The 20,094-nt window shown below is 46.7% G+C and carries 18 protein-coding genes and 1 pseudogene; 16 read left to right on the plus strand and 3 right to left on the minus strand.

Annotated elements, in window-relative coordinates:
• Positions 1 to 20 precede the first annotated feature (20 nt).
• The 7 genes from MJO57_RS19625 (at position 21) to MJO57_RS19655 (ending at position 8,213) form a co-directional block, all read left to right on the plus strand.
• A complete protein-coding gene (locus MJO57_RS19625) occupies positions 21 to 1,715 on the plus strand; it encodes a hypothetical protein (RefSeq protein ID WP_252018086.1) in 1,695 nt (564 codons plus the stop codon).
• Between the two features lie 314 nt (positions 1,716 to 2,029).
• Complete coding sequence (locus MJO57_RS19630; RefSeq protein ID WP_252018088.1) at positions 2,030 to 4,165, plus strand: hypothetical protein; 2,136 nt, start codon at positions 2,030 to 2,032, stop codon at positions 4,163 to 4,165.
• A gap of 318 nt (positions 4,166 to 4,483) precedes the next feature.
• Positions 4,484 to 4,732: a 30S ribosomal protein S16 gene (gene rpsP, locus MJO57_RS19635; RefSeq protein ID WP_252018089.1), complete on the plus strand. Its 249-nt coding sequence runs from the start codon at positions 4,484 to 4,486 to the stop codon at positions 4,730 to 4,732.
• Positions 4,733 to 4,793: 61 nt separating this feature from the next.
• Positions 4,794 to 5,345, plus strand: a complete 552-nt coding sequence (gene rimM / locus MJO57_RS19640; RefSeq protein ID WP_252018091.1) for a ribosome maturation factor RimM — start codon at positions 4,794 to 4,796, stop codon at positions 5,343 to 5,345.
• Positions 5,346 to 5,441: 96 nt separating this feature from the next.
• Positions 5,442 to 6,203 (plus strand): tRNA (guanosine(37)-N1)-methyltransferase TrmD, encoded by a 762-nt coding sequence (gene trmD, locus MJO57_RS19645; RefSeq protein ID WP_252027068.1) that lies wholly within the window; start codon positions 5,442 to 5,444, stop codon positions 6,201 to 6,203.
• A gap of 16 nt (positions 6,204 to 6,219) precedes the next feature.
• Positions 6,220 to 6,573 carry a 50S ribosomal protein L19 gene (gene rplS / locus MJO57_RS19650; protein WP_252018093.1) on the plus strand — a complete coding sequence of 118 codons (354 nt, stop codon included), beginning with the start codon at positions 6,220 to 6,222 and terminating at the stop codon, positions 6,571 to 6,573.
• A gap of 209 nt (positions 6,574 to 6,782) precedes the next feature.
• Positions 6,783 to 8,213: a hypothetical protein gene (locus tag MJO57_RS19655; RefSeq protein ID WP_252018095.1), complete on the plus strand. Its 1,431-nt coding sequence runs from the start codon at positions 6,783 to 6,785 to the stop codon at positions 8,211 to 8,213.
• Positions 8,214 to 8,255: 42 nt separating this feature from the next.
• On the opposite strand, the gene MJO57_RS19660 is transcribed toward MJO57_RS19655, so the two are convergent.
• On the minus strand, positions 8,256 to 9,914 hold the full coding sequence (locus tag MJO57_RS19660; protein ID WP_252017470.1) for a transposase: 1,659 nt from the start codon (positions 9,912 to 9,914) through the stop codon (positions 8,256 to 8,258).
• 174 nt (positions 9,915 to 10,088) lie between these two features.
• On the opposite strand from MJO57_RS19660, the gene xerD reads away from it, so the two are divergent.
• From xerD to MJO57_RS19685, 5 genes and pseudogenes are all read left to right on the plus strand, one after another.
• Complete coding sequence (gene xerD, locus MJO57_RS19665) at positions 10,089 to 10,997, plus strand: site-specific tyrosine recombinase XerD (RefSeq protein ID WP_252018097.1); 909 nt, start codon at positions 10,089 to 10,091, stop codon at positions 10,995 to 10,997.
• Positions 10,998 to 11,212: 215 nt separating this feature from the next.
• Entirely contained in the window at positions 11,213 to 11,998 is a 786-nt protein-coding gene (locus MJO57_RS19670) for a thioredoxin fold domain-containing protein (protein ID WP_252018099.1), read from the plus strand.
• A 94-nt stretch (positions 11,999 to 12,092) separates the two neighbouring features.
• Positions 12,093 to 12,224 (plus strand): annotated as a pseudogene (locus tag MJO57_RS19675) (class A beta-lactamase LEN-27); the annotation flags it as partial.
• Positions 12,225 to 12,401: 177 nt separating this feature from the next.
• Positions 12,402 to 12,833, plus strand: a complete 432-nt coding sequence (locus tag MJO57_RS19680) for a nucleoside deaminase (RefSeq protein WP_252018101.1) — start codon at positions 12,402 to 12,404, stop codon at positions 12,831 to 12,833.
• A 297-nt stretch (positions 12,834 to 13,130) separates the two neighbouring features.
• A complete protein-coding gene (locus tag MJO57_RS19685; protein ID WP_252018103.1) occupies positions 13,131 to 13,457 on the plus strand; it encodes a hypothetical protein in 327 nt (108 codons plus the stop codon).
• A gap of 60 nt (positions 13,458 to 13,517) precedes the next feature.
• On the opposite strand, the gene ltrA is transcribed toward MJO57_RS19685, so the two are convergent.
• Complete coding sequence (gene ltrA / locus MJO57_RS19690) at positions 13,518 to 14,780, minus strand: group II intron reverse transcriptase/maturase (RefSeq protein ID WP_252017357.1); 1,263 nt, start codon at positions 14,778 to 14,780, stop codon at positions 13,518 to 13,520.
• A 503-nt stretch (positions 14,781 to 15,283) separates the two neighbouring features.
• Between ltrA and MJO57_RS19695 the strand changes: the two genes are divergently transcribed.
• The 3 genes from MJO57_RS19695 (at position 15,284) to MJO57_RS19705 (ending at position 17,024) form a co-directional block, all read left to right on the plus strand.
• Complete coding sequence (locus MJO57_RS19695; RefSeq protein WP_252018105.1) at positions 15,284 to 16,306, plus strand: IS4 family transposase; 1,023 nt, start codon at positions 15,284 to 15,286, stop codon at positions 16,304 to 16,306.
• 82 nt (positions 16,307 to 16,388) lie between these two features.
• Positions 16,389 to 16,655: a TetR/AcrR family transcriptional regulator gene (locus MJO57_RS19700; protein WP_252018107.1), complete on the plus strand. Its 267-nt coding sequence runs from the start codon at positions 16,389 to 16,391 to the stop codon at positions 16,653 to 16,655.
• Positions 16,656 to 16,760: 105 nt separating this feature from the next.
• Positions 16,761 to 17,024: a hypothetical protein gene (locus MJO57_RS19705; RefSeq protein WP_256493358.1), complete on the plus strand. Its 264-nt coding sequence runs from the start codon at positions 16,761 to 16,763 to the stop codon at positions 17,022 to 17,024.
• A gap of 157 nt (positions 17,025 to 17,181) precedes the next feature.
• Here MJO57_RS19705 and MJO57_RS19710 read toward each other — a convergent pair whose 3' ends face one another.
• On the minus strand, positions 17,182 to 17,946 hold the full coding sequence (locus MJO57_RS19710) for an SDR family oxidoreductase (protein WP_252018109.1): 765 nt from the start codon (positions 17,944 to 17,946) through the stop codon (positions 17,182 to 17,184).
• A 544-nt stretch (positions 17,947 to 18,490) separates the two neighbouring features.
• On the opposite strand from MJO57_RS19710, the gene MJO57_RS19715 reads away from it, so the two are divergent.
• A complete protein-coding gene (locus MJO57_RS19715) occupies positions 18,491 to 20,005 on the plus strand; it encodes an IS66 family transposase (protein WP_252018111.1) in 1,515 nt (504 codons plus the stop codon).
• Positions 20,006 to 20,094 lie beyond the last annotated feature (89 nt).

Below are 20,094 nucleotides of genomic sequence, written 5' to 3' on the forward strand. Positions count from 1 at the left end.
TATTAAGGAGTATGATTATAATGGAAGTCACAGGACTTATTGGAAATCAAACTACACATACAAACACTCTCACTGATATCAGCAAGGATCTTGAAAAGAGCGTTCATAATGGCCTTAGCATTAAAAAAGCTGAAGTAATTACATACTCAAAAAATGATAATAATCATCATCAATTGCCCTCAACAAAAATATCGGATCGATTAGCTAAAAATGTACAGCCTGATACTTTAATTATGGATACTCAAGACGGCCAATCAAAAAGTTTCAATGAAGTGGTACGCAGAATTAAATTAGATAAACAGACGTTTATTATAAGGCAACTATCAAAAGTTACAAGTGAACAAATTGATAGGATTATTCAGTGCTGTGACAATCCATCACTTATTACCAAGGATTACCTCCCTGTTTTTCAATCTGAAGATTTCCCCTACGTTGCTCTCAGGGCATTCAGAGATGGCAAAATAAATTGTAATGAATTTTCTACACTAATTTCTTTACATGGCATCTATAAAGAAAATATTGAAAACTCATCTGCCTTTAAAATAACGTATGAAGCATTATTTGATCAAAATGGCAATCCTAACCATAAATCCTGGAAAGCAGTAGAAAAAACACTGGAAAAATCCAACAAGCAAGAACGAACGATTTTCATTTACGATATTGAAAATACGGTAAAAGAGATGCAAGGAAGACTTAAATCGGCTCGCCCTCTTGAAGCTGGGTATTGGCATTATGACATACCAGATGCCTCTGAAAAATCGACTATCGCTGATGTTATAAGGGAAGCAGGTTCCTGGACTTTATCCAGGTATGATGACCAGGAAATGTTACCAAGTATAACCATGCGGCAAGCATTAGTGGACTCTGCATTTGGAGAAGAGGCACATCAAATTAATCCGGTAATAGGGGTTAGTAGTACTGATGACGTGAGGCTGGGTGGCTTAGGGCGCTACAGAGATTTTGCACTGCCATTCCCTGAAAATCCATTACCAACAACTGCTGATTATTTACCTGCTCCAACCATTGCTGATTTTCAGCAGCATGATTTTTATCATTTAATACGCGTCAGCCTGTTAAAAAACAAAGACATAGATTTATACATAGCAATTGGTGATGAATTACAAACACAAAGAAACCGATATGATGAATCGCTAACTATAGTAAAATCAAAATGCAAGAAAGTACTTAAATCATACGAACATATTATAAAAACGACTAATACTTTGCTACCAACAAAAAAGAAAAAAGTCTTGACGAAGGTTGAAAACGACTTTTACAAAGCTTACAAGTTAATGACATATCTCAGCAAGGCAAGAAAGGCAACAGGGCAATTGAAATTTTATTTGTATGATTTAGAAATGGGTAATTCAACCCATGCTCAGGATAGGTACAAAGAAGTTAGCACATTTTACTTTCATCTAGGCAATATCCTGACCCATTTAAATCGATACCAAGGAAAAAAGGGACGAGAGCTTTTGAGTGGTATGACTGCTGAATTAACCGGTCGAATTGTATTACCCATGATTAGTTCTGACTGCAGCCTGGAAAATACTTCAGAGAAACACAGTGAATTAACTAAAATGTTTGAAGGTGAAAAGAATACACTTATAAACTCAGGTGAAATGAAGAATGATCCATCAGACAGCTACTGGTGGCATCAGTTCGAAAGAACCACCCGATTTATTGCACCCATGATATCTAAAGAAATGATGTAATCAAATCCAAAAACTGCACTCAGAAATCTTCTTGAGTTTGCCTGTTTTTCCTATCAATAAGTTGTACCTACCTCCGGAGAAATGGCGTTTTATGTTGTTGTCCGGTAATGGTTCACAAGCATCGGTAGCAGGGGAAGAAATGAAGGCCGGGTGGTATACTGGTTCAGGACTCACAGGTTATGAAAGCATAACCGATGGCGTTATTGATCAGGCTGACAGCCTCATCACAAAGAAAACGCCTACTCCGAACATTTACGACTTATTGCTGTCTCTACCTGCTTACGTTGTACCATCGGCAGAATGGAGTATTCGAAGTGGATAGCCTTACTTTACCCAACCGTCCATATTCAAGCTGGACAGAAAAGCAATACAACCGGGCTACTCAAAGCTTATCACCGGTCCCTCAACGCAGAAACAGCATTTGTCTGGGTGAATTCAGCACTAAAAGAGTTAGTGCTAATTGCCCCAGTGAGGGTGATTTTGTTAATACTGCTATTCCAGAACGAACGATCAACAAACATGATTGTCTAACAACAAATCACTGCCCTGTTGAAAAAACAAATATCGTATTAGAAGAGGCATCCGTTATCACCAGCCAGGGTGATTCATCTCCACTATCCACTCAATCAGATATTCCACCGGGTCTTACTCAACAAGAAACGAGCAATAACCTTTTAAATATTACATTCTTTAACTACAGCATGCTGCAGGGTGAAAAACCGCCGACCAATTCACAAAGCGATAGGTACAAACTGGAGCAGGAAGAACTGGAGCAGGAAGAACTGGAGCAGGAAAAAAAAGTGCAGCAAGTAATAGAGCAATTGCGGAGAGAGCAAAATGCAAGGCAGCAATTGCAGAAACAGCACGATGAACAGCGGGAGTTGCAGAGACAGCACAATAAACAGCGGGATTTGCAAAGACAGCGCGATGAACAGCTGCAATTGCAGAAGCAACAAGAAAAAGAAGCAATGCAAATGCTGATAAAGCAAGAAGAAAATGAGGGATTGGAGTACGCAGCCTGTAGTCCCAGCCCCGCCCCGATACCGATACCGATGTTAATACACACACACAACCAGGTTTCATTGATACGTCATCTAGGCATACAGGCAAAAAACAACAATTGTGCACTGGCCTCTTTTTTTATGGCCATATCAAACAGCAGGCTATTGGATACATTGATTAACGGGATTCAGGATGGAATTAACAGATTATCAACTGAGGGCAAAAAGGAACGGGCCGAATCCCTGTCAACGCTGCTATCAACATGTCAGAACTTTTACTTTGATGAAGAGACTCACGGATACATTGCTGATAAAGGCTTGGACAACCTGAGAAAGATTTACAATATCAACAATGGAGAACTGGCCACGCCACTGGATTTGACAGATATTATCTCAGCAATGCTGAAGCATATCTATGATTATCCAGAAGCTGAAGGAGATCCATCCCAAAACACCCCCAATCTTAAAGACAGTGATTTATCTCTCAAACACAAAACATCATGGATTGATGCCGCAAATGGACGCACCATTTTAAATCAATCAACCGAAAACGCCAAAAGCCCTGTTAATATCAATATTCAACAACATAAGGTTCCGCAAGACCTGATCAAAGATCAGGAAAACTCAAAAACGATTCAAAATTTTACCGAGAGATACAGCGAATACAGGCGGGGCAGTGAGCTTGCCTTAAAATTTACGGATAGGCTTGATAACGCAACTGGTAAAATCACCCATCAAAAATTTGAATATCTTGATGATGAGCTGAATCAAGCGAAGACAATTGAGGTTGAGCTAGAAGAGCACTTTCTCAGTGGCATCCCCTTCGTACGTTCCACTGCAGCAAAATTTATTAATCCGAGGGGACAGACAATGTTCGTTGATCAAGTGCTCAGCGGTTTTAACCGGGATGAACCATACAGTGGAAAAGTCACCACAACCATTGCCCGAATGGCAACAACTGTTGAAGAGCTTATCAATAATTCGCTCAATGATACCAAGAATCAACTTCATCTTGATGATTACGCGTTTAAACAGCTACTACCCGATGCGGATCGATACCCTGAAATACTATTTGTCACCTTCCCCAACTTCGGAACCAAGGTCAGAGCCGACCTGGAGTGGTGGAAAGATGTTGCTATTCCCACTGCCGAAGGAGAAAAGAGTGATTACGAAGTCAGTGCCCTGATCAGTATTGAAAGCGGCCACTATCTGGCCTGGAGTATAGAAGGCAACGTCCTTAATTATGCTGACTCCATGGGAGACTCCGAAAACGCTGAGACAATCCCCCTGGTGGTCAAAATGCCGTTGACCGGCGCTGAAACGGCGTTAAGGGCCGCCAGGAATGACAGTGAAAATAAATTCGATGCCTATTGCTCGGCAGTGCGAAGGGTTGCCAAACTGGGACAATCAGCAGCACTGGTTATTCTGAAAAAAAAGCCCCGGTCATGAACGATTCTCACAGGCAGATGTTACTCTGCATCCGTGCCATCCGGATAACGGCACTGACAAGGCAGGTAAAACTCAGTGCCAGCCAAGGGCACATACTTACTGCAGCATATTGCTACCTCCTGATATTTTCCCTACAATATTCGCCCTTTATGATTGGCCTTAGTCCGATCATGGATTAGCTGACGGATGATGAAAAAGGAATTTTTCCTCGCTCAAATCTGTCCAAACTCTTCTGGGTTATAGTCAAACGTCTTGTGCGTTTGGCAACGTAAACACAGAAAGCCAGTTGCCGGAAACAACTATAGGAAACCCTATTCCATGGTAACCATTCGTCTTGCTCGTGGCGGCTCTAAAAAGCGTCCATTTTACCACCTGACCGTGGCTGACAGCCGTAACGCTAACGGCGGTCGTTTCATTGAGCGTGTAGGTTTCTTCAACCCTACCGCTCGTGGCCAGGAAGAGCGTCTGCGTGTTGATAACGAGCGTGTAGAATTCTGGCTGGGCCAGGGCGCTACTGCATCTGACCGCGTTGCCCAGCTTCTGAAAGAAGCTAAAAAGGCAGCCTGAGCCAATAGCAGCCTGAGCCAATAGCAGCTTGAGCCAATAGAAAGTTGAGGTTAATGACTCAGTGACAACGGCAGTAGAGGGCGCTGTGAAGCGCATTGCGTTAGGCCATATTTCCTCGGTATTCGGGGTCAAAGGCTGGCTGAAGATTCACTCCAACACCAGCCCGATGGAAAACATCCTCAACTACCCACGCTGGATTCTTATCCGCAACGGTGAAATGAAAACCGTTGAAATCGATCAGGCCCGTCCTCACGGTAAAGGTCTGATTGCCCATATCGTCGGTTGTGACGATCGTGAGCGGGCCCGCAGTTACTGTGGTTACCAGATCACCATCAACGCCGATGAGATGCCCGAACCGGAAGATGACGAGATTTACTGGCATCAACTGGAATCGCTGGATGTATTCTCCCGCAACGCTGAGGGAGACAATCTTCTGCTGGGCAAAGTCAGCCACCTGATGGAAACCGGTGCCAACGATGTTCTGGTCATTCGCCCCTCAAAAGGCAGCATTGACCGCCGTGAGCGTCTGGTGCCCTGGCTTACCGGATCGGTGGTAGTAGACGTAAATCCTGAGAAAGGATTTATCCGGGTAGATTGGGACCCGGAGTTTTAAGTGGCCATGACGACTTTGCACTCAACCGATGAGCCAGCCGTTGAACAACGTGCAGAAACTCATCAGGACGCAGAAACGAGCGCCATGGACACCGGAATGTGGTTCGGTGTCGTCAGCCTCTTTCCGGAGATGTTCCGGGCCATAACCGGGCACGGTATTACCGGGCGCGCGGTTAAGGAAGGGCTGATTGAGGTACAGACCTGGAATCCCAGGGACTTTACCCATGACCGGCACCGAACTGTGGATGACCGACCTTATGGCGGTGGTCCCGGCATGTTGATGAAAATTCAACCTCTGCGTGACGCCATCCATGCAGCCCGCAAAGCTGCAGGAACCGAGGCCAAAGTGATTTACCTCTCGCCCCAGGGTCGAATGCTCGACCAGAAAGGCGTGGAGGAGCTTGCCCACAGCAAGCAACTGATCCTGGTCGCGGGGCGATATGAAGGTATTGACGAGCGGGTAATCCAGACCGAAATCGATGAAGAATGGTCTATTGGTGATTACGTGTTAAGTGGTGGCGAACTCGCTGCCATGACTCTGATTGATGCAGTATCACGCTTTGTACCGGGCACCCTGGGTCATAAGGATTCCGCCGCAGAAGACTCGTTTGCAGATGGTCTTCTTGATTGCCCGCACTACACTCGTCCGGAGATGTTTGAAGGACAGGAAGTGCCACCGGTACTGCTATCCGGTAACCATGCGCAGATTGAGCGCTGGCGACTGAAGCAGTCCCTGGGCAGAACCTGGTTGAGACGGCCTGATTTGTTAGCAAACAGGATCCTGACCAGCGAGGAAGAGAAGTTACTGTCAGAGTTCAAAGCCGAGCGGTCTTTTATTGAAACGCGGAATGCTGACTAACTGGGAGCAATTATCAATGAGCAAAAACAAAATCATTGCGCAGCTTGAAGCTGAACAAATGAACAAAGAGATCCCTGGCTTTGGCCAGGGTGACACTGTCGTCGTACAGGTTAAGGTAAAAGAAGGCAACCGTGAGCGTCTGCAGGCGTTCGAAGGTGTTGTCATCGGTAAGCGTAACCGTGGCCTGAACTCTGCTTTCACCGTTCGTAAAATTTCCAGCGGTGTTGGCGTTGAGCGTACTTTCCAGACTTACTCTCCGCTGATCGCTTCTGTGACTGTGAAGCGTCGTGGTGACGTTCGTCAGGCCAAGCTGTACTACCTCCGTGAGCTGAGTGGTAAGGCTGCTCGTATCAAGGAAAAGCTCAACTAAGATTCAGTTTAATTTTCCGGCAACTGTTTTTTATACGAGTTTTTAACGGGTTTCCCAGAAGAGGGGATTAGTGAAATACCTGATCCGGAAAAAGCGGCGAAAGCCGCTTTTTTTTGTCTGAACTTTTTGTTTGAACTTCTTGTTTGAACAAATAGTATCTTTTGCTGTCTCACTAACTAATATCAGCAGTTATAAATACCATAATATTTATGCCGGATTTTATTCAGCCCTGCCATGCTAACTCGATAGTACAAACCACATTTTCAATCGAGAAAAAAACGGCAAAGTCCAGAGACAGCACTGCCCCACGCTTTACTGAGACAGACTCACCCTCAACCAGACCCACAAAAGCAAGTAATATTGGCGATTTTAATTCCACCCTGGTAAGTCACCGACGCGTATCTGTTAATACCGCCAGCTCCCACGCACTGCCGACATCAACCAAAGCTCAGGATGTGACCACGATACCTGAAGGACCGGGATTTCTCCTGTGCTTTCCCGAGGAACATCTTTTTCTATTATTTGCCGACACGGATGCCATTATTACCGAATGCTCACCACAGGAATATGAAGCCAGAGAGCCCGGATGCACTGCTGCCTGGTGCCGTTGCATGAGACAGGTTATGGACTGGATCCAGCATGACCCCATAAGTGCACCCCTGATTTCTCGACAACGCTATCTGCAGATCAATGCCTTACTGACAGAGGGTGTAGAAAATATGCTTTCCAGCCACACCCCCGGAACGATACGAAAAAGCCGCATTCTTTATGCCAGCCAGGACCATACCCACAAAGGCATTATCCAGGCCCTGATATACAAGCAACAACTGGAAGAAAACTACGAGTTTTGTCGTGGTACCAGAAACGCTACAATTGCTGTTTGCCCGAACGGCAACATAATTCCTGATAGAAATTTAATTACAAATTATATCAACCTGGAAGGCATAACCATTCATTTCAGGGCAGTAGGTCCTAATGATTCAGGACCGGAAAGCACGGCAGGTAATGATATGTTGTTTAAATACCAACTACTGGTTCTCCTTGAGAAAGAAATAATAACCCCGCTCAACAAAAAGCTGAAATCACTGCAATATAGCAAAATGACCAAGCCTGAACTGCTGGTAAAACTGATAAAAATACTGGCCAAATACTGGCCCAGACTGGAGCAGATCCACCCGCCCAAGGATGGTGCATGCAGAACAAATTATATGTTAATACAATATATTTTTATGAAATTTGGCTTTCCACCGCCTGTTTTAAGGGACCCAAACTCAATTGACTTGATCCACACTTCACTTTGCAAAAAAATCATTGGTATTGGATTAAAAAATTCGCTCACACTAATGGATAAAAAGAACCGGGTATTAGAAACGGAGGCTGTTATTGATGAATACACAAAACATTACCTGAAAAATTCAGCTTGCTTCTTCCCATGCTCCCGGGATTATAAAAAATACCTGATCCCGGATGTATTGAATTTTAATGATCTCTACATAGCCCAAATGAAGCATCTTACTAAAGCGTTCATTGATATACCGGATCAACCCGGAGCCGCCACACCAGCTTACACAAGACCACAAAAAGGACCATTACATACCCGGAAAAGTCATAATGTTCACCCCTCCTTTTTAACCTTCTAATGCATCTTCAGGTATGGCGTTCATTGGATCTACGGTAATTTCTCAAAAACTGCTGGCAGCACCACACGGAAGATGACGTGAAGCCTCCTCAATCAGGTTACTCAATCTCGGAAATAACCCATCGCCCATTAGTCGGCTTTTCAGATAATCCCAAAAAGAGAGACCATACAGGCGACACGTTTTTTTCAGGCTGGCAAAGGTGTCGCGACATTGCCGCCCCAAATCGCTTCGCGTCCCACTACTGATCTTTCGTCGTTTAACATATTCTCGTATCTGACTCTCGCTCAGGTTGTTGTGCAGCGGTAAGCTCGGGTCATCCAGAACCAGTAATAGCTCTTCCTTGATTACAGCCAACCCTGACAGAGCATCCTGAAGAAGCCCACTGCACGTTTGGGTTTGGATCAGCGCCTGGAACCCCTGTCGTACTTTTATTGCCTTTTTTTCAGTTGGCTCTGTCTTGAAGTCTTTAAGGTCATCGTAAATGGCCCAGAACCATGTCCGAAGCCATTTCTGAGCCATGGCCTGCTGATCATTGACCGGATGAACTTTTGCCAGCCCTCGCTCTGCATGTATCCAGCACTGGCTGTGTTTGAAAACGTCGAACTGCCTTGCCCCATCACTGAAGGTGGTAAGATGTCCTGCTCCATGCTGTATCAGGCTGCCATAAATCATGGCTTCACTGGCCTGCTGGCGCCGTCTACCAGTTAGTCTCAGGTCTTTCATACATTCTTCCCAGGCTTCATGGCTCAGGAAGGTGACGCCTCTGTATGGATTAAGAACGCGTAGCCACTTTTTGGGGTAATCCAGTTTTTCCAGATAGATCAAGGCATCGTCGGTGAACGTGTAAGTTGACCATGGGCGGTGCAGTAGGCTTACGAAATTTTCCCGGCTTTTGCTGTCTGTGCTCTCGAACCAGGCAAAGGACTCGTTATTGATGATGGTGCAGTAACCGTTCTTCCCCTTATGCCTTGTTCCCGTGTCGTCTGTCTGGATATAACTTGAACAGCGAATACCTGTAGTCAACAGCTCATCTTTCTCAGCATGGAACTGCTCGTGTCCTTTCGTCAGAAGCTGGCTGAGTTCCCCGCTGGAAATAGAGATTCCAATGTCCCATAGCCAGTCCAGCAGTTCTGGCTGGGTAACGGAGCAACCATGATACTGGTGCAGAACGTAGGCCTGCAGCATTGGCCCGTAATGATGTCCATGAAGGCTGGCTGGCGGTTTGGCCGTAATGGTTTGTCCATCGGGTGTCACCCATTGCTCTAAAAGATATTCAATACTGGATGTTTGTATTGTCAGTTCCTGAACATGAAAAGGGGTGGTTCCATTCCTGATTGATCCCTCCGGAACATCAGTGGCAGCAATGGGTATGGATTTTTCCGCCGATGGCTTTCGGGGCTGTTTACGCTGCTTTCTGGTTTTCTCGTTGGGCTTCTTAACCTTCTGCTTTGACGAGGTGTCTGGGCTGGCTCCATCGTTACCCTCAGGAGCGGATGGATCTCCATCAGGGCTGCCGGTGTCATCATCGGGAGGTTTGGTGTTTGGTTTGATGTCAGGCTTTGCGGGCAGTTTTTTTAGACGACGAATCTCTGCTTCAAGCAATTCTATCTGCTCTTTGAGCTGAATGATCTGCTCTTGCTGCTGAGTGATGAATCTCAGTAGATCTTCAGGTTGTAACTGCTGGTGTTCTAGAAAAGCCATGGTGAGAGGATAGACGACTGACCGAAATTATCCTGCTTCCAGCACTTTTTGAGAAATTACGATCTACGTGAATCTTGAATCTACTTCCTGTGGCCGGAGGCTTCCCCCCTTAGCCTCTCTGCAGGGAACTGATATGATCTCCGCTATCGTACAGTATTGGATTTACCGATTGTCATGCCAAGCCCCGCTTCTTCAGAAACACAGACATTTTTACAACACCTCTGGCTTGAACGAGGCCTCAGCAAAAATACCCGTGAAGCCTACCAGCGGGATCTGCTGCTATTCTCTGAGTGGCTGAAAGTGCATACTCAGAACACGGGTAATCTCCTGCTTACAGCCAGTGAGGATGATCTTCGCTGTTTTCTGGGCTGGCGTTACGAGCAGGGTTATCATCCACGATCAACTGCCCGGCAGATCTCCAGCCTGAGAGCCTTTTACCGTTACCTTTTACAATCAGAGCAGATCCCCGCTGATATTACGGCTAATATTGACATGCCCCGTCAGTGTAAGGCGTTACCAAAAACATTGTCAGAAGACGATGTTGATGCTCTGCTGGGCAGTCCCGACGCCCATACTGCCATTGGCCTGCGTGACCGCGCCATGCTTGAGATCCTGTATGCCTGTGGCCTCAGAATCTCAGAGCTGGTCAACCTGAATATGGACAATGTTAATTTACGACAGGGGGTGATCCGCATTATTGGTAAAGGCAAAAAGGAGCGGCTGGTCCCCATGGGCCAGAGTGCCATTGAGTGGCTGGAACACTATATCAAACAGGCAAGAGGTGATCTGTTGAATCAGTATGAAAGCCGAACTCTGTTTCCGGGTCGCCAGGGTCGTCCAATGACCCGACAGACATTCTGGCATCGGATCAAGCACTACAATACGGTTGCCGGTATCAATACTGAAGTTTCTCCCCATGTCCTACGACATGCATTTGCAACGCATCTTCTCAACAATGGGGCAGATCTTCGGGTAGTCCAGCTGCTGCTTGGCCATAGCGATCTGTCCACCACACAGATATATACCCATATCGCCAACCATCGACTGTCAGAACTTCACCGGGAGCATCATCCCAGGGGATAAGCTATCCGTTTATACACTTTTTTAGAACTCTTTACTTAATAACAATGTTCAAGTGATACAACAGGGAGAAATAAGGTTAAACTTCGCCGCTTTTATCCGGTACTTCTCTCCAATGCCATAACGGCTTGCCGATAGCCCCTGAAGTCTGGAGCCCCATTGCTATACTGCCCTGCTGGCAGCCAGGCTTGTCTTTGTGGATCAATTAAGGAATCAGTATGTCTAAATTCTCCGCTCTTCTGTTAACGGCCATGATGACTACCAGCGCTGGCTGGTCTATGACGGTCAATGCAGAGGTAGACGGCAAGGACGGCACCGTCCAGAGTCCCGAAACCCTTATTGAAAGTCAGCTAAAAAAACTCGATGCCAGCATCCCCATAGAGTCGATCAGCAAAAGCCCGATGCCTGGCATCTACCAGGTAATGCTCAAAGGAGGCTTTGTTCTCTACAGCAGCGAAAACGGCCAGTTTTTTATTAAAGGCGATTTGATGGAAGTTCGTGGTACCCAGCTGGTTAACCTGACAGAAGCGATTAAAAGTCAGCAAAATGCCAGGCTACTCAAATTTCTGAAAAAGGAAAGTATGGTGATCTTTGCACCGAAAGGTGAAACCAAAGGCGTGGTTTATGCCTTCACCGATGTCGACTGTGGCTACTGCCGCAAACTGCACCGGGAAGTTAACCAGTTAAACGAGCTGGGCATTGAACTGCGTTATCTCGCCTTCCCCCGCGGTGGCCAGCAATCCCCGGTGCACGGCAAGATGACTGATGCCTGGTGTTCCGTAGACCGTAAGCAGGCATTGACCGACCTGAAAACCGGCAAACCCGTCAGTGTGGATAGTAAAGGTGATAAGGCAGCCTGCAGTGCTGTCATTGATGAGCACTATAATCTGGGTATCCAGATGGGCATTAACGGCACACCTGCCATGGTGCTGGAAAATGGCCAGGTTATTCCGGGTTATCGCCCTGCTGCAGATATCGCCAGAATCATCGAAAGCCAGTCTTGATTTAATGGATCGGGAGCCTGCCTTGCAGGTCGGCTCTCTGTTCCTTACTTATTCCGCAACCCACCACTAACGGCTACAAAAACAGTTCGGCATCAACAACACAGCGGCCAATATACTACTGAGCGCCATAGGTGGACCACAGCGACTGACTGACTTTCTGCAATCTACCGGAGATTCCGTTACACGCCTTGACCGCATTGAGTCTGAATTGAATCAAGCTACCCCCGAGGAAAGAAACCCGATGATCGTAAAAATAGGTCAAGCTGTTTTCAGTCATTTTGGTATACAGTAATTCCATGCGCGCATTTTTCATGCTCATTGTTTTATAAACTTCTACCTCTTCAGATCACGCATCAGCCATTTTCTGAATTGAACGCTCTCCGCCTTTGGGCTTCTACTCTTTATGAACAAACTATTCAATGCAGCAGCACAAAACATGAAAACATCCCAATATTCAACCCTGAAAGGCTGCTGTCACGATGATTATATGAAAATAGCTATCACGATTGCCAAACAGGTGCCTGAGTATCCATTTGGTACCATCATTGTGGAAAATACCACCGGCAATGTTGTTGCAACTGGCTTCAACCGTATCGCTGACAACCCGATATTTCATGGTGAAATTGATGCAATCAATCAATATGCATTGGTACACCATTCCAGAGACTGGTCAGCTCTCTCGCTCTACACCACAGCAGAGCCCTGCCCAATGCGCCAGAGCGCTATTGCGTGGTGTGGCATTGAAAACGTTTATTTCGGAACATCAATTCCCTATTTGAAACAGCTGGGATGGCAGCAAATTGATATCCGTGCTGAAGAAGTGGCCAAAAGCTAAGGGGAAAAAATACTGGCATTATTGTGTACCAGCATGCAAATATAGGGACGGCAAATTTGGTCAACAACCATTACCCAATTGACAAGTGTTGTATGCTCAATAGTATGGAGTGCTGGTTTCACTCTTAGGGTAGACATTAAGCTCAAAAAAGGTTCGTTTCCGGCGGCAGAACCCACCTTGAACAGCCACAATAAAGCTTCGAAACCATTATCAATGGCTGAACAAGATGAGTACTGCAAATAGTAGATTAGTTGAAAAAAACTGTTGACCTGTTTCGACCGGTCAGAACTCCTAAGTATGGCGGAACAGCTTGGTTTTACTATACGACAGCGAGATATCCGTCCTTTGGATTTTATCCTCTCACTGATCGATGCCCTCGCTGGTGATGGAAACTGCGATACCCAGGCGGATCTACACCGTAAATTTAACGAGTTGACGGGGCTGAATGTCTCTTATCGTTCTTGGGCAAATCAAGCTAAAAAGGACGCGCTGCCTACTCTTATCCTGTGGCTATGGGTGCAGTGTCTGGAAATATTTTCCCGCAAAGTCATGGCGTTTGATGAAGACAGTCCATTTTCAGAGTTTGAGCACATTCTGATTCAGGACGGTTCGTCAATCGGGTAAGGGCCGGTCTTTCTCCAGCCCTCCCCACAGCACCCGGCATGCGGGTCCGCACCGGGCGGTTCAACGATGATGGTGAAACCTGATCCATAAGTCTTTCAATGAAACAAGCCCAATTTTCGCGAGGTAACTGTTATTCAGTGCCTGTTGTACCGCATAGGTTTTACTCAGACGGTAATACCCTTTGCTGCTGGCTGCGATCTTGGCGGCGTTAATTTTATCAACGCCTAACCTGACCAGATTCTTAAAACGGGTTTTCGGCTTGCGCCATTGCTTCAGAAAGCAGCAACGGATTCGCCGACGTATCCATTGATCCAGCAGGGGAATTGGTCGGTGATATTCCGATAACCGGAAATACCCCATCCAACCCCGGATATATTGTGCCAATTTGCGTAACCGATGTTGCATTGAGACACCCCAGCGACGACTGGTCAACTTGAGTATCCGGTATTTGAATCGGTCCAGACACTTCTGGGCCCAGCGAACTTTCTTCCCTGTGAAGGTGAAACTCAGGAATTCGCTTTCTGTTGCTTTCACAACTTTACTTTTCCGGGAGTTAATCTTCAGTTTCAATTTGCGTTCAATGAATTGGGTAATGCTGTGCATCACCCGATCCCCTGCACGCTGACTTTTGACGAGAATCACAAAATCATCACAGTATCTTGCAAAGCAATGACCCCGATATTCAAGCTCCTTGTCGAGTTCGTCGAGGACCACATTAGACAGCAAGGGTGATAAAGGCCCACCCTGTGGCATGCCAACCCTGGTCGGGTAGACATTGCCCTCAATCATGACACCGGAGCGCAGGTAGCTACCAATCAGTTTCAGAAGGCGTTTGTCGCGGACCTTACGGGAGACCCTCGACATCAAAACGTCGTGATTAACCGTATCAAAGAATTTACTCAGATCAACGTCAACAGCGTAATGAAGCCCCCGGTTGATCAACTGCTTAACCTGACGGACTCCGTCGTGTGCTGACCGTCCCGGTCGGTAGCCGAAGCTGTTTGGAGAGAAACCCGGATCAAAGACAGGGGTCAGCACCTGCACAATGGCCTGCTGTATGACCCTATCCATCACGGTAGGGATTCCCAGCAAACGCTCACCGCCGTCCGGCTTTTCTATAACATGTCGGCGCACGGGTGATGGCTGGTAGGTTCCGTCCAATAAGGCTTGACGCACTGAAGGCCAATGCTGTTTGGCAAAGTCTGGATAAGCTTCAATAGTGACTCCATCAATACCCGGAGCACCCTTGTTGCTTTTGACCTGTTTCCATGCACTTGCCAGATTAGCCGGTTCAAGTACGCAATTTAGTAGATCATGGTTCAAAGCTGGTTAAAGATTCTGTCGCCAAGTACGGTGAGTCGCCGGACGGCTGCATCGCCTTGAGGGAATCAGTCTCCTCTTTGTCGTCGATGTTCGGCCCTTCGCTAACGACTTCCCATCCGTTAATGGCTTCTGTCGTACAGCTACTATGGCCTCTGCTGACTTCTGTCCAATCACCACGCGGAGTTACCTCTGCTGGCGCTATTGGTTGCCATCGGGTTTGCTCGAACAGGATGATGAGACCTGTTCGCCGAGCCTGTTGTAACCAGTGGCTGAGAACTGGGAATTACCAATCGCATGTTGAACAGATCTCCCCGGATAAGGACATGAACTTTCAGTGCACAACCGCCGCATTTACCGTGTCTCACGAACCATAGGGCTTTGTGATCCTTGGCTCACTCGCCCAGAGACTCAGCCTTATATGCGATTTCTGTACGTCGGCTCGCACCTTTGCACTCAGACTGCCTCCGCACAGCCCCTCGCGGGACTGCACTTGCCTTAAGCTAGTGGTTGTCATCAGCAGGCGTCTTTACCGCCAGTCAGATGTAGGTTCTCCCACAGGGGACTTTCACCCCATCAGTTCATGCCCATGCCGGGCGTACCAAGCTGTCTATGATGCCCTGAAAGAAGCATTTCCCGGCAGGTTCTCAACGGTCAGTCCTGCTGCCGTCGAGCTTCATACGACAATGGATCTTCTCACCAACAACCTGGTGCGGGTGCAGCTGACTGAAGATACCCGTTCAGAAAGAGACTGTCTGCCACCACTGCCAACATCCATGGCCTATATCCTGATGCTAATGGATGCCGGTTATTTTGAGCTGGAACTCTTTGCCGCTATTGATGACAGGGAGGGTTCTTTTATCTGCAAGGCACCTCAGAGTATCAACCCGACGATACTCAGCGCGGTACGGGAGGATGGCAAGAATCTCAATCGCTACAAAGGACAAAAACTGAAGGATGTACTGTCTGGCTTCCCCAAAGACCAGTGCCTCGACCTGGATGTAGAATGGCCGGGATTCAAAGCCTGGCCATTCCGCTTGGTTGTCCGCTGGAATGACAAAAAACAGAAGTGGGTTTTCGTTGTGACCAACCTGAACCGGGTGGAGTTCACCTTGAGTGATGTGCTCCAGGCCTATCGTCTACGGTGGCAGATAGAGCTGATTTTCAAAGAGATCAAATCCTATTCAGGGTGGCATCGTTTTAACACCAAATCAGCGACACTGGTGTTTAGCCTGATTCTGATGTCCTTTGTGGTTGTGACGTTGAAAAGGTACCTTGCCCATGCTGCACAGGCGAACCTCTGTGAAAGTGGGAGCATTGAGGAAATCTCGACGCACAAGGTGATGAAAAGTGGGACTCACCTGTTTGGTAATGTGATTTCATCGTTGATAAATGCAGGAAAGTCATTGGTCTCATGCATTAAAAAGCTACTGGACTTCTGGGGAAATAATGCGAAACGAGAACACCCTGCACGGGATGGTTGTTCAGGGCGTACAAGATTAGGCTTCTGTGCAGTGGGTGGAGCTTAATGTCTACCTTAAGTGGTTTCACTAACCTCAATGTTTTTATAACACGGTACGCAGTGTCAGAGAGAGCTCTCAGAAACAGACTATGGCTAAAATCAGTAGTGAAGAACGAGCCCGCCGTCAACAATCGTACGACGCAGTTATTCTGAATATTTTCATGACAGAAAGCTGGGAGGCGATCACCTATGACCGCCTGTCCAGAGAGCTGGACATCAGTAAATCAACACTGCAGCGTTACTACCCGAGCAGAATGCATTTTGTCAGCGCCCTTGAGGGTAACGTGATGCCAATCGTTGCCCGTAATCTTGATTGGCTCTATTTTGATTACGAACTGCTCTACAGTGAAAACTGACTGTAGGTCACGAAAAACAAGGATTGAGCAACATTACCGGACAATATGCTGACAACCTTTGTAGATAAAGGGCTTCAGCAATGTTCAACCCAGTAGCAGTCTGAAATCCTACAAGAGCCTCTTGATTTAGGCAGCAACCGGTCGTTTATCGCATCCTGGGAAACGGCATTAAACAGTGACCCCGATTTCCGGAATGTCGTCAGAATGTTCATTGATAACCTGATGTCCCGTTCGCCCCACCCTACCACCCAGGAAGCCATGATGCACCTGCTTGGACAACTGAAGACGGTTACATCCGATGATGATGCCCTGAAAACATTGAAAATTGCCTTGGGTACCTCAGTTCTGTCATTCAATAATTTTTTATAATATCGATTTCGAACAAATGTACAGCTCTGGGGTAAAGAAGCATGACCATAAGACCTGGAATTTATTCCAACTGCACCAGAGAGATCGCAAAAACCACGAAGATCCTGTCTTATCCTTTTTACCCTTGGTGATCTCTCTGGTTCAACAAAACATCCCGTCAGTCGGCTGTTCGAACCACTTTGAAATTATCCCACGCCTGAGAAGTTGGCATCACTTCAAGACTGTTAATATTGATATGCGCTGGCTGCTGGGCAATCCAGAGAATAATATCGGCTATGTCTTCCGGACGAAGCGGATTAACCCCTTGATAAATGCTGTCACTTTTCGCCTGATCTCCCTTGAAACGCACCAGTGAAAACTCGGTTTCACACATTCCGGGCTCAAGACTGGTCACCCGAACGCCACTACCGGCAAGATCACAGCGCAGGTTCCGGGAAAACTGAGCCACAAAAGCCTTGCTGCCACCATAGACATGGCTACCCGGATAGGCCCAGTTGGCCGCGACCGAAGCCAGGTTAATAATGGCAGCTTTCGGTTGCGCACGGAGAATAGGCAATAATTTATGGGTCACATTCACCAGGCCGGTCACATTGGTATCGATCATGGTATGCCAGTCTTCCAGACTGGCTTCCCAGGCAGGACCCGCTCCCAGCGCAAGCCCGGCATTATTGACCAGAACTTCAATATTCCGAAAGCTTTCGGGCAATGCATCAACCATATCAGATACGGCCCGGGCATCACGGACATCGAGCGTGACACAATGAACCGGCACTTTGACAGACAACTCTTCAGCCAATGCCTTAAGCCGTTCACTGCGGCGACCGGTGATGATCAGTGAATAGCCATGTTCTGCAAACAGTCTGGCACTGGCCAAACCAAAGCCGGAGGTCGCTCCGGTCACTAAAACGGTGGTAAAACCCATGTTATGTTACTCCTGTTGGATGGTTTCCCGCACATTTGCCACATCAAAACAAGCATCTTATGACAATAATTACTGCTTTAAATCCCATTAAAGAGAACTTTTTTAATTCTTTCGTGTCTAATTAACACATAAGAAGGATACAACCGTGATGAGCATAATTAAGTTGCCAATAATACCATGCACTGTTGATTTATCGCTGCGTGCCTGATGTGTCAGGCGTCCTGACAAGCAACAGTCTTGGGGCAGGTCTGCTCAAAAAACCAAAAATGAATGCGCTTGACAGGAGAGTCCAATGCACCCAATCAACAAGATACCGACCAATCCTCAGCCAGATTATGGAATTCCCAGGGAAGGAAAGGATTGCCGAATTTGTTTTTCTCCGTTTTTATCCTCGGAGACCCCTTTTGTATCGAAGACCGAATGTCAGCATATCTATCACACAGCTTGCATTTTAGGTAACTGTTCAGCACCCCCACATAAATCTGGAATTTTCTGATTTTTATACCATCCTCTTAAGCACCATTTTTCCACAATATTCGCCAGCATGATTCCAGAACTACCCGCAACTATGTCGGCTGAGATTCTCTTGAAAGAGAATGCAGAGCTGCGGATGAGAGTTGCCTGTCTGGAAGAGCGATGTCGAGAATTGGAAGAAAAGGTTGGCAAGAACAGTCAAAACAGCAGCAAGCCGCCATCGTCTGATGGTTATCAAAAACCTTGTAAAAACAGTAATTCTCCAGATCATTCTGACGACCTTTCCGCAGATAAAGGTACCGATCCATCGGATGAAAAACCCAATCCTAAAAGTCTGAGACAGTCTTCTGGTAATAAAGCCGGTGGAAAGAAAGGGCATCAGGGCACTTGTCTTAAACAGGTCGATATCCCTGACTATATTGAGTACCTTCCGGTTAAAGAATGCAATAAATGTCAGGCGTCTCTTCTTGATAGTGAGCCGGTCAAATATATTGAACGACAGGTGTTTGAACCAGGGAGACCGGGTGAATTTGAAGTAACGGCCCATAGAGCTGAAGTAAAAATCTGCACTTGTGGTTGTCGGAATCAGGCTGAATTCCCGGAAGGTGTTACCGCTGCCGCACAATATGGCTCAGCCACACAGGCTATGGCCGTCTATCTTAACCAATACCATTTCCTGCCTTTTAAGCGCGTGTCAGAGTATTTTAATACTCTCTATAAAATGAGTGTAAGTGCAGGCTCTGTCGCCAATTTTGTGGCCAGAACCTATGAAAATCTGGCTTCTACTGAAGAGGTTATTCGTGACGCCTTGCGGGAATCGTCTGTTGCCGGAGCCGATGAAACGGGTATGCGGGCCGAGGGCTCTTTGCACTGGCTACACGTTATGCGGGATGAACAATGGACGCTCTACTACTTGTCTGAAAAGCGAGGTCGTGAGGCCATGGACACGATGGGCATACTGCTAACATTTGCAGGCGTTCTGGTTCATGATCATTGGAAATCCTATTTTGCATATGCGGCAACTCACGTACTTTGCAATGCCCATCACCTGAGGGAGCTTTTGGGTGTTGTTGATAGGGACAGCAATCAACTGGCGTTGCGATTGATGAAGCTACTGAGGCTTTCCTGGCATTACTGCAAGGGCTTTAAGACCATAGGTATGCTACAGATGCCAAGTGTTGTCTGTGAACGAATCGAGAAGATTTATGACCGGTTGCTTCAGCGGGCTCTAATGAAAGAAGTCGTCTATATGGAGAAGCAACGAGAGGAGCTTAAGCGCAAGAAAGTCAAGAATACTAAAGCTTACAATCTCTTCAAACGACTCACTGAGTTCAAGGCTGAGACACTGCGCTTCATGTCAGATTTTACCATTCCCTTCGATAACAATGGCAGTGAACGGGATGTTCGAATGGCCAAGTTAAAGCAGAAAATCTCAGGCTGCTTCAGGAGTGCAGACGGTGGTTCTATGTTTGCACGGATTCGCAGCTATTTGTCGTCTGCCAGAAAACAGGGAATGGACATATATCAATCACTTCATAGAGCTGTTCGGAATTACTGTAATATGCCTTTGCTCAGTGCTGAATAGTTACCATTTTAGAATGGCTCAACATTAAAAAAACATGCCCTTTATGCGTACGCAAAGTAGACACTGTCTCAACCATACCCCTAATAAAT

Origin of the sequence: Endozoicomonas sp. SCSIO W0465 (assembly GCF_023716865.1) — a bacterium.
Lineage (GTDB): Bacteria > Pseudomonadota > Gammaproteobacteria > Pseudomonadales > Endozoicomonadaceae > Endozoicomonas.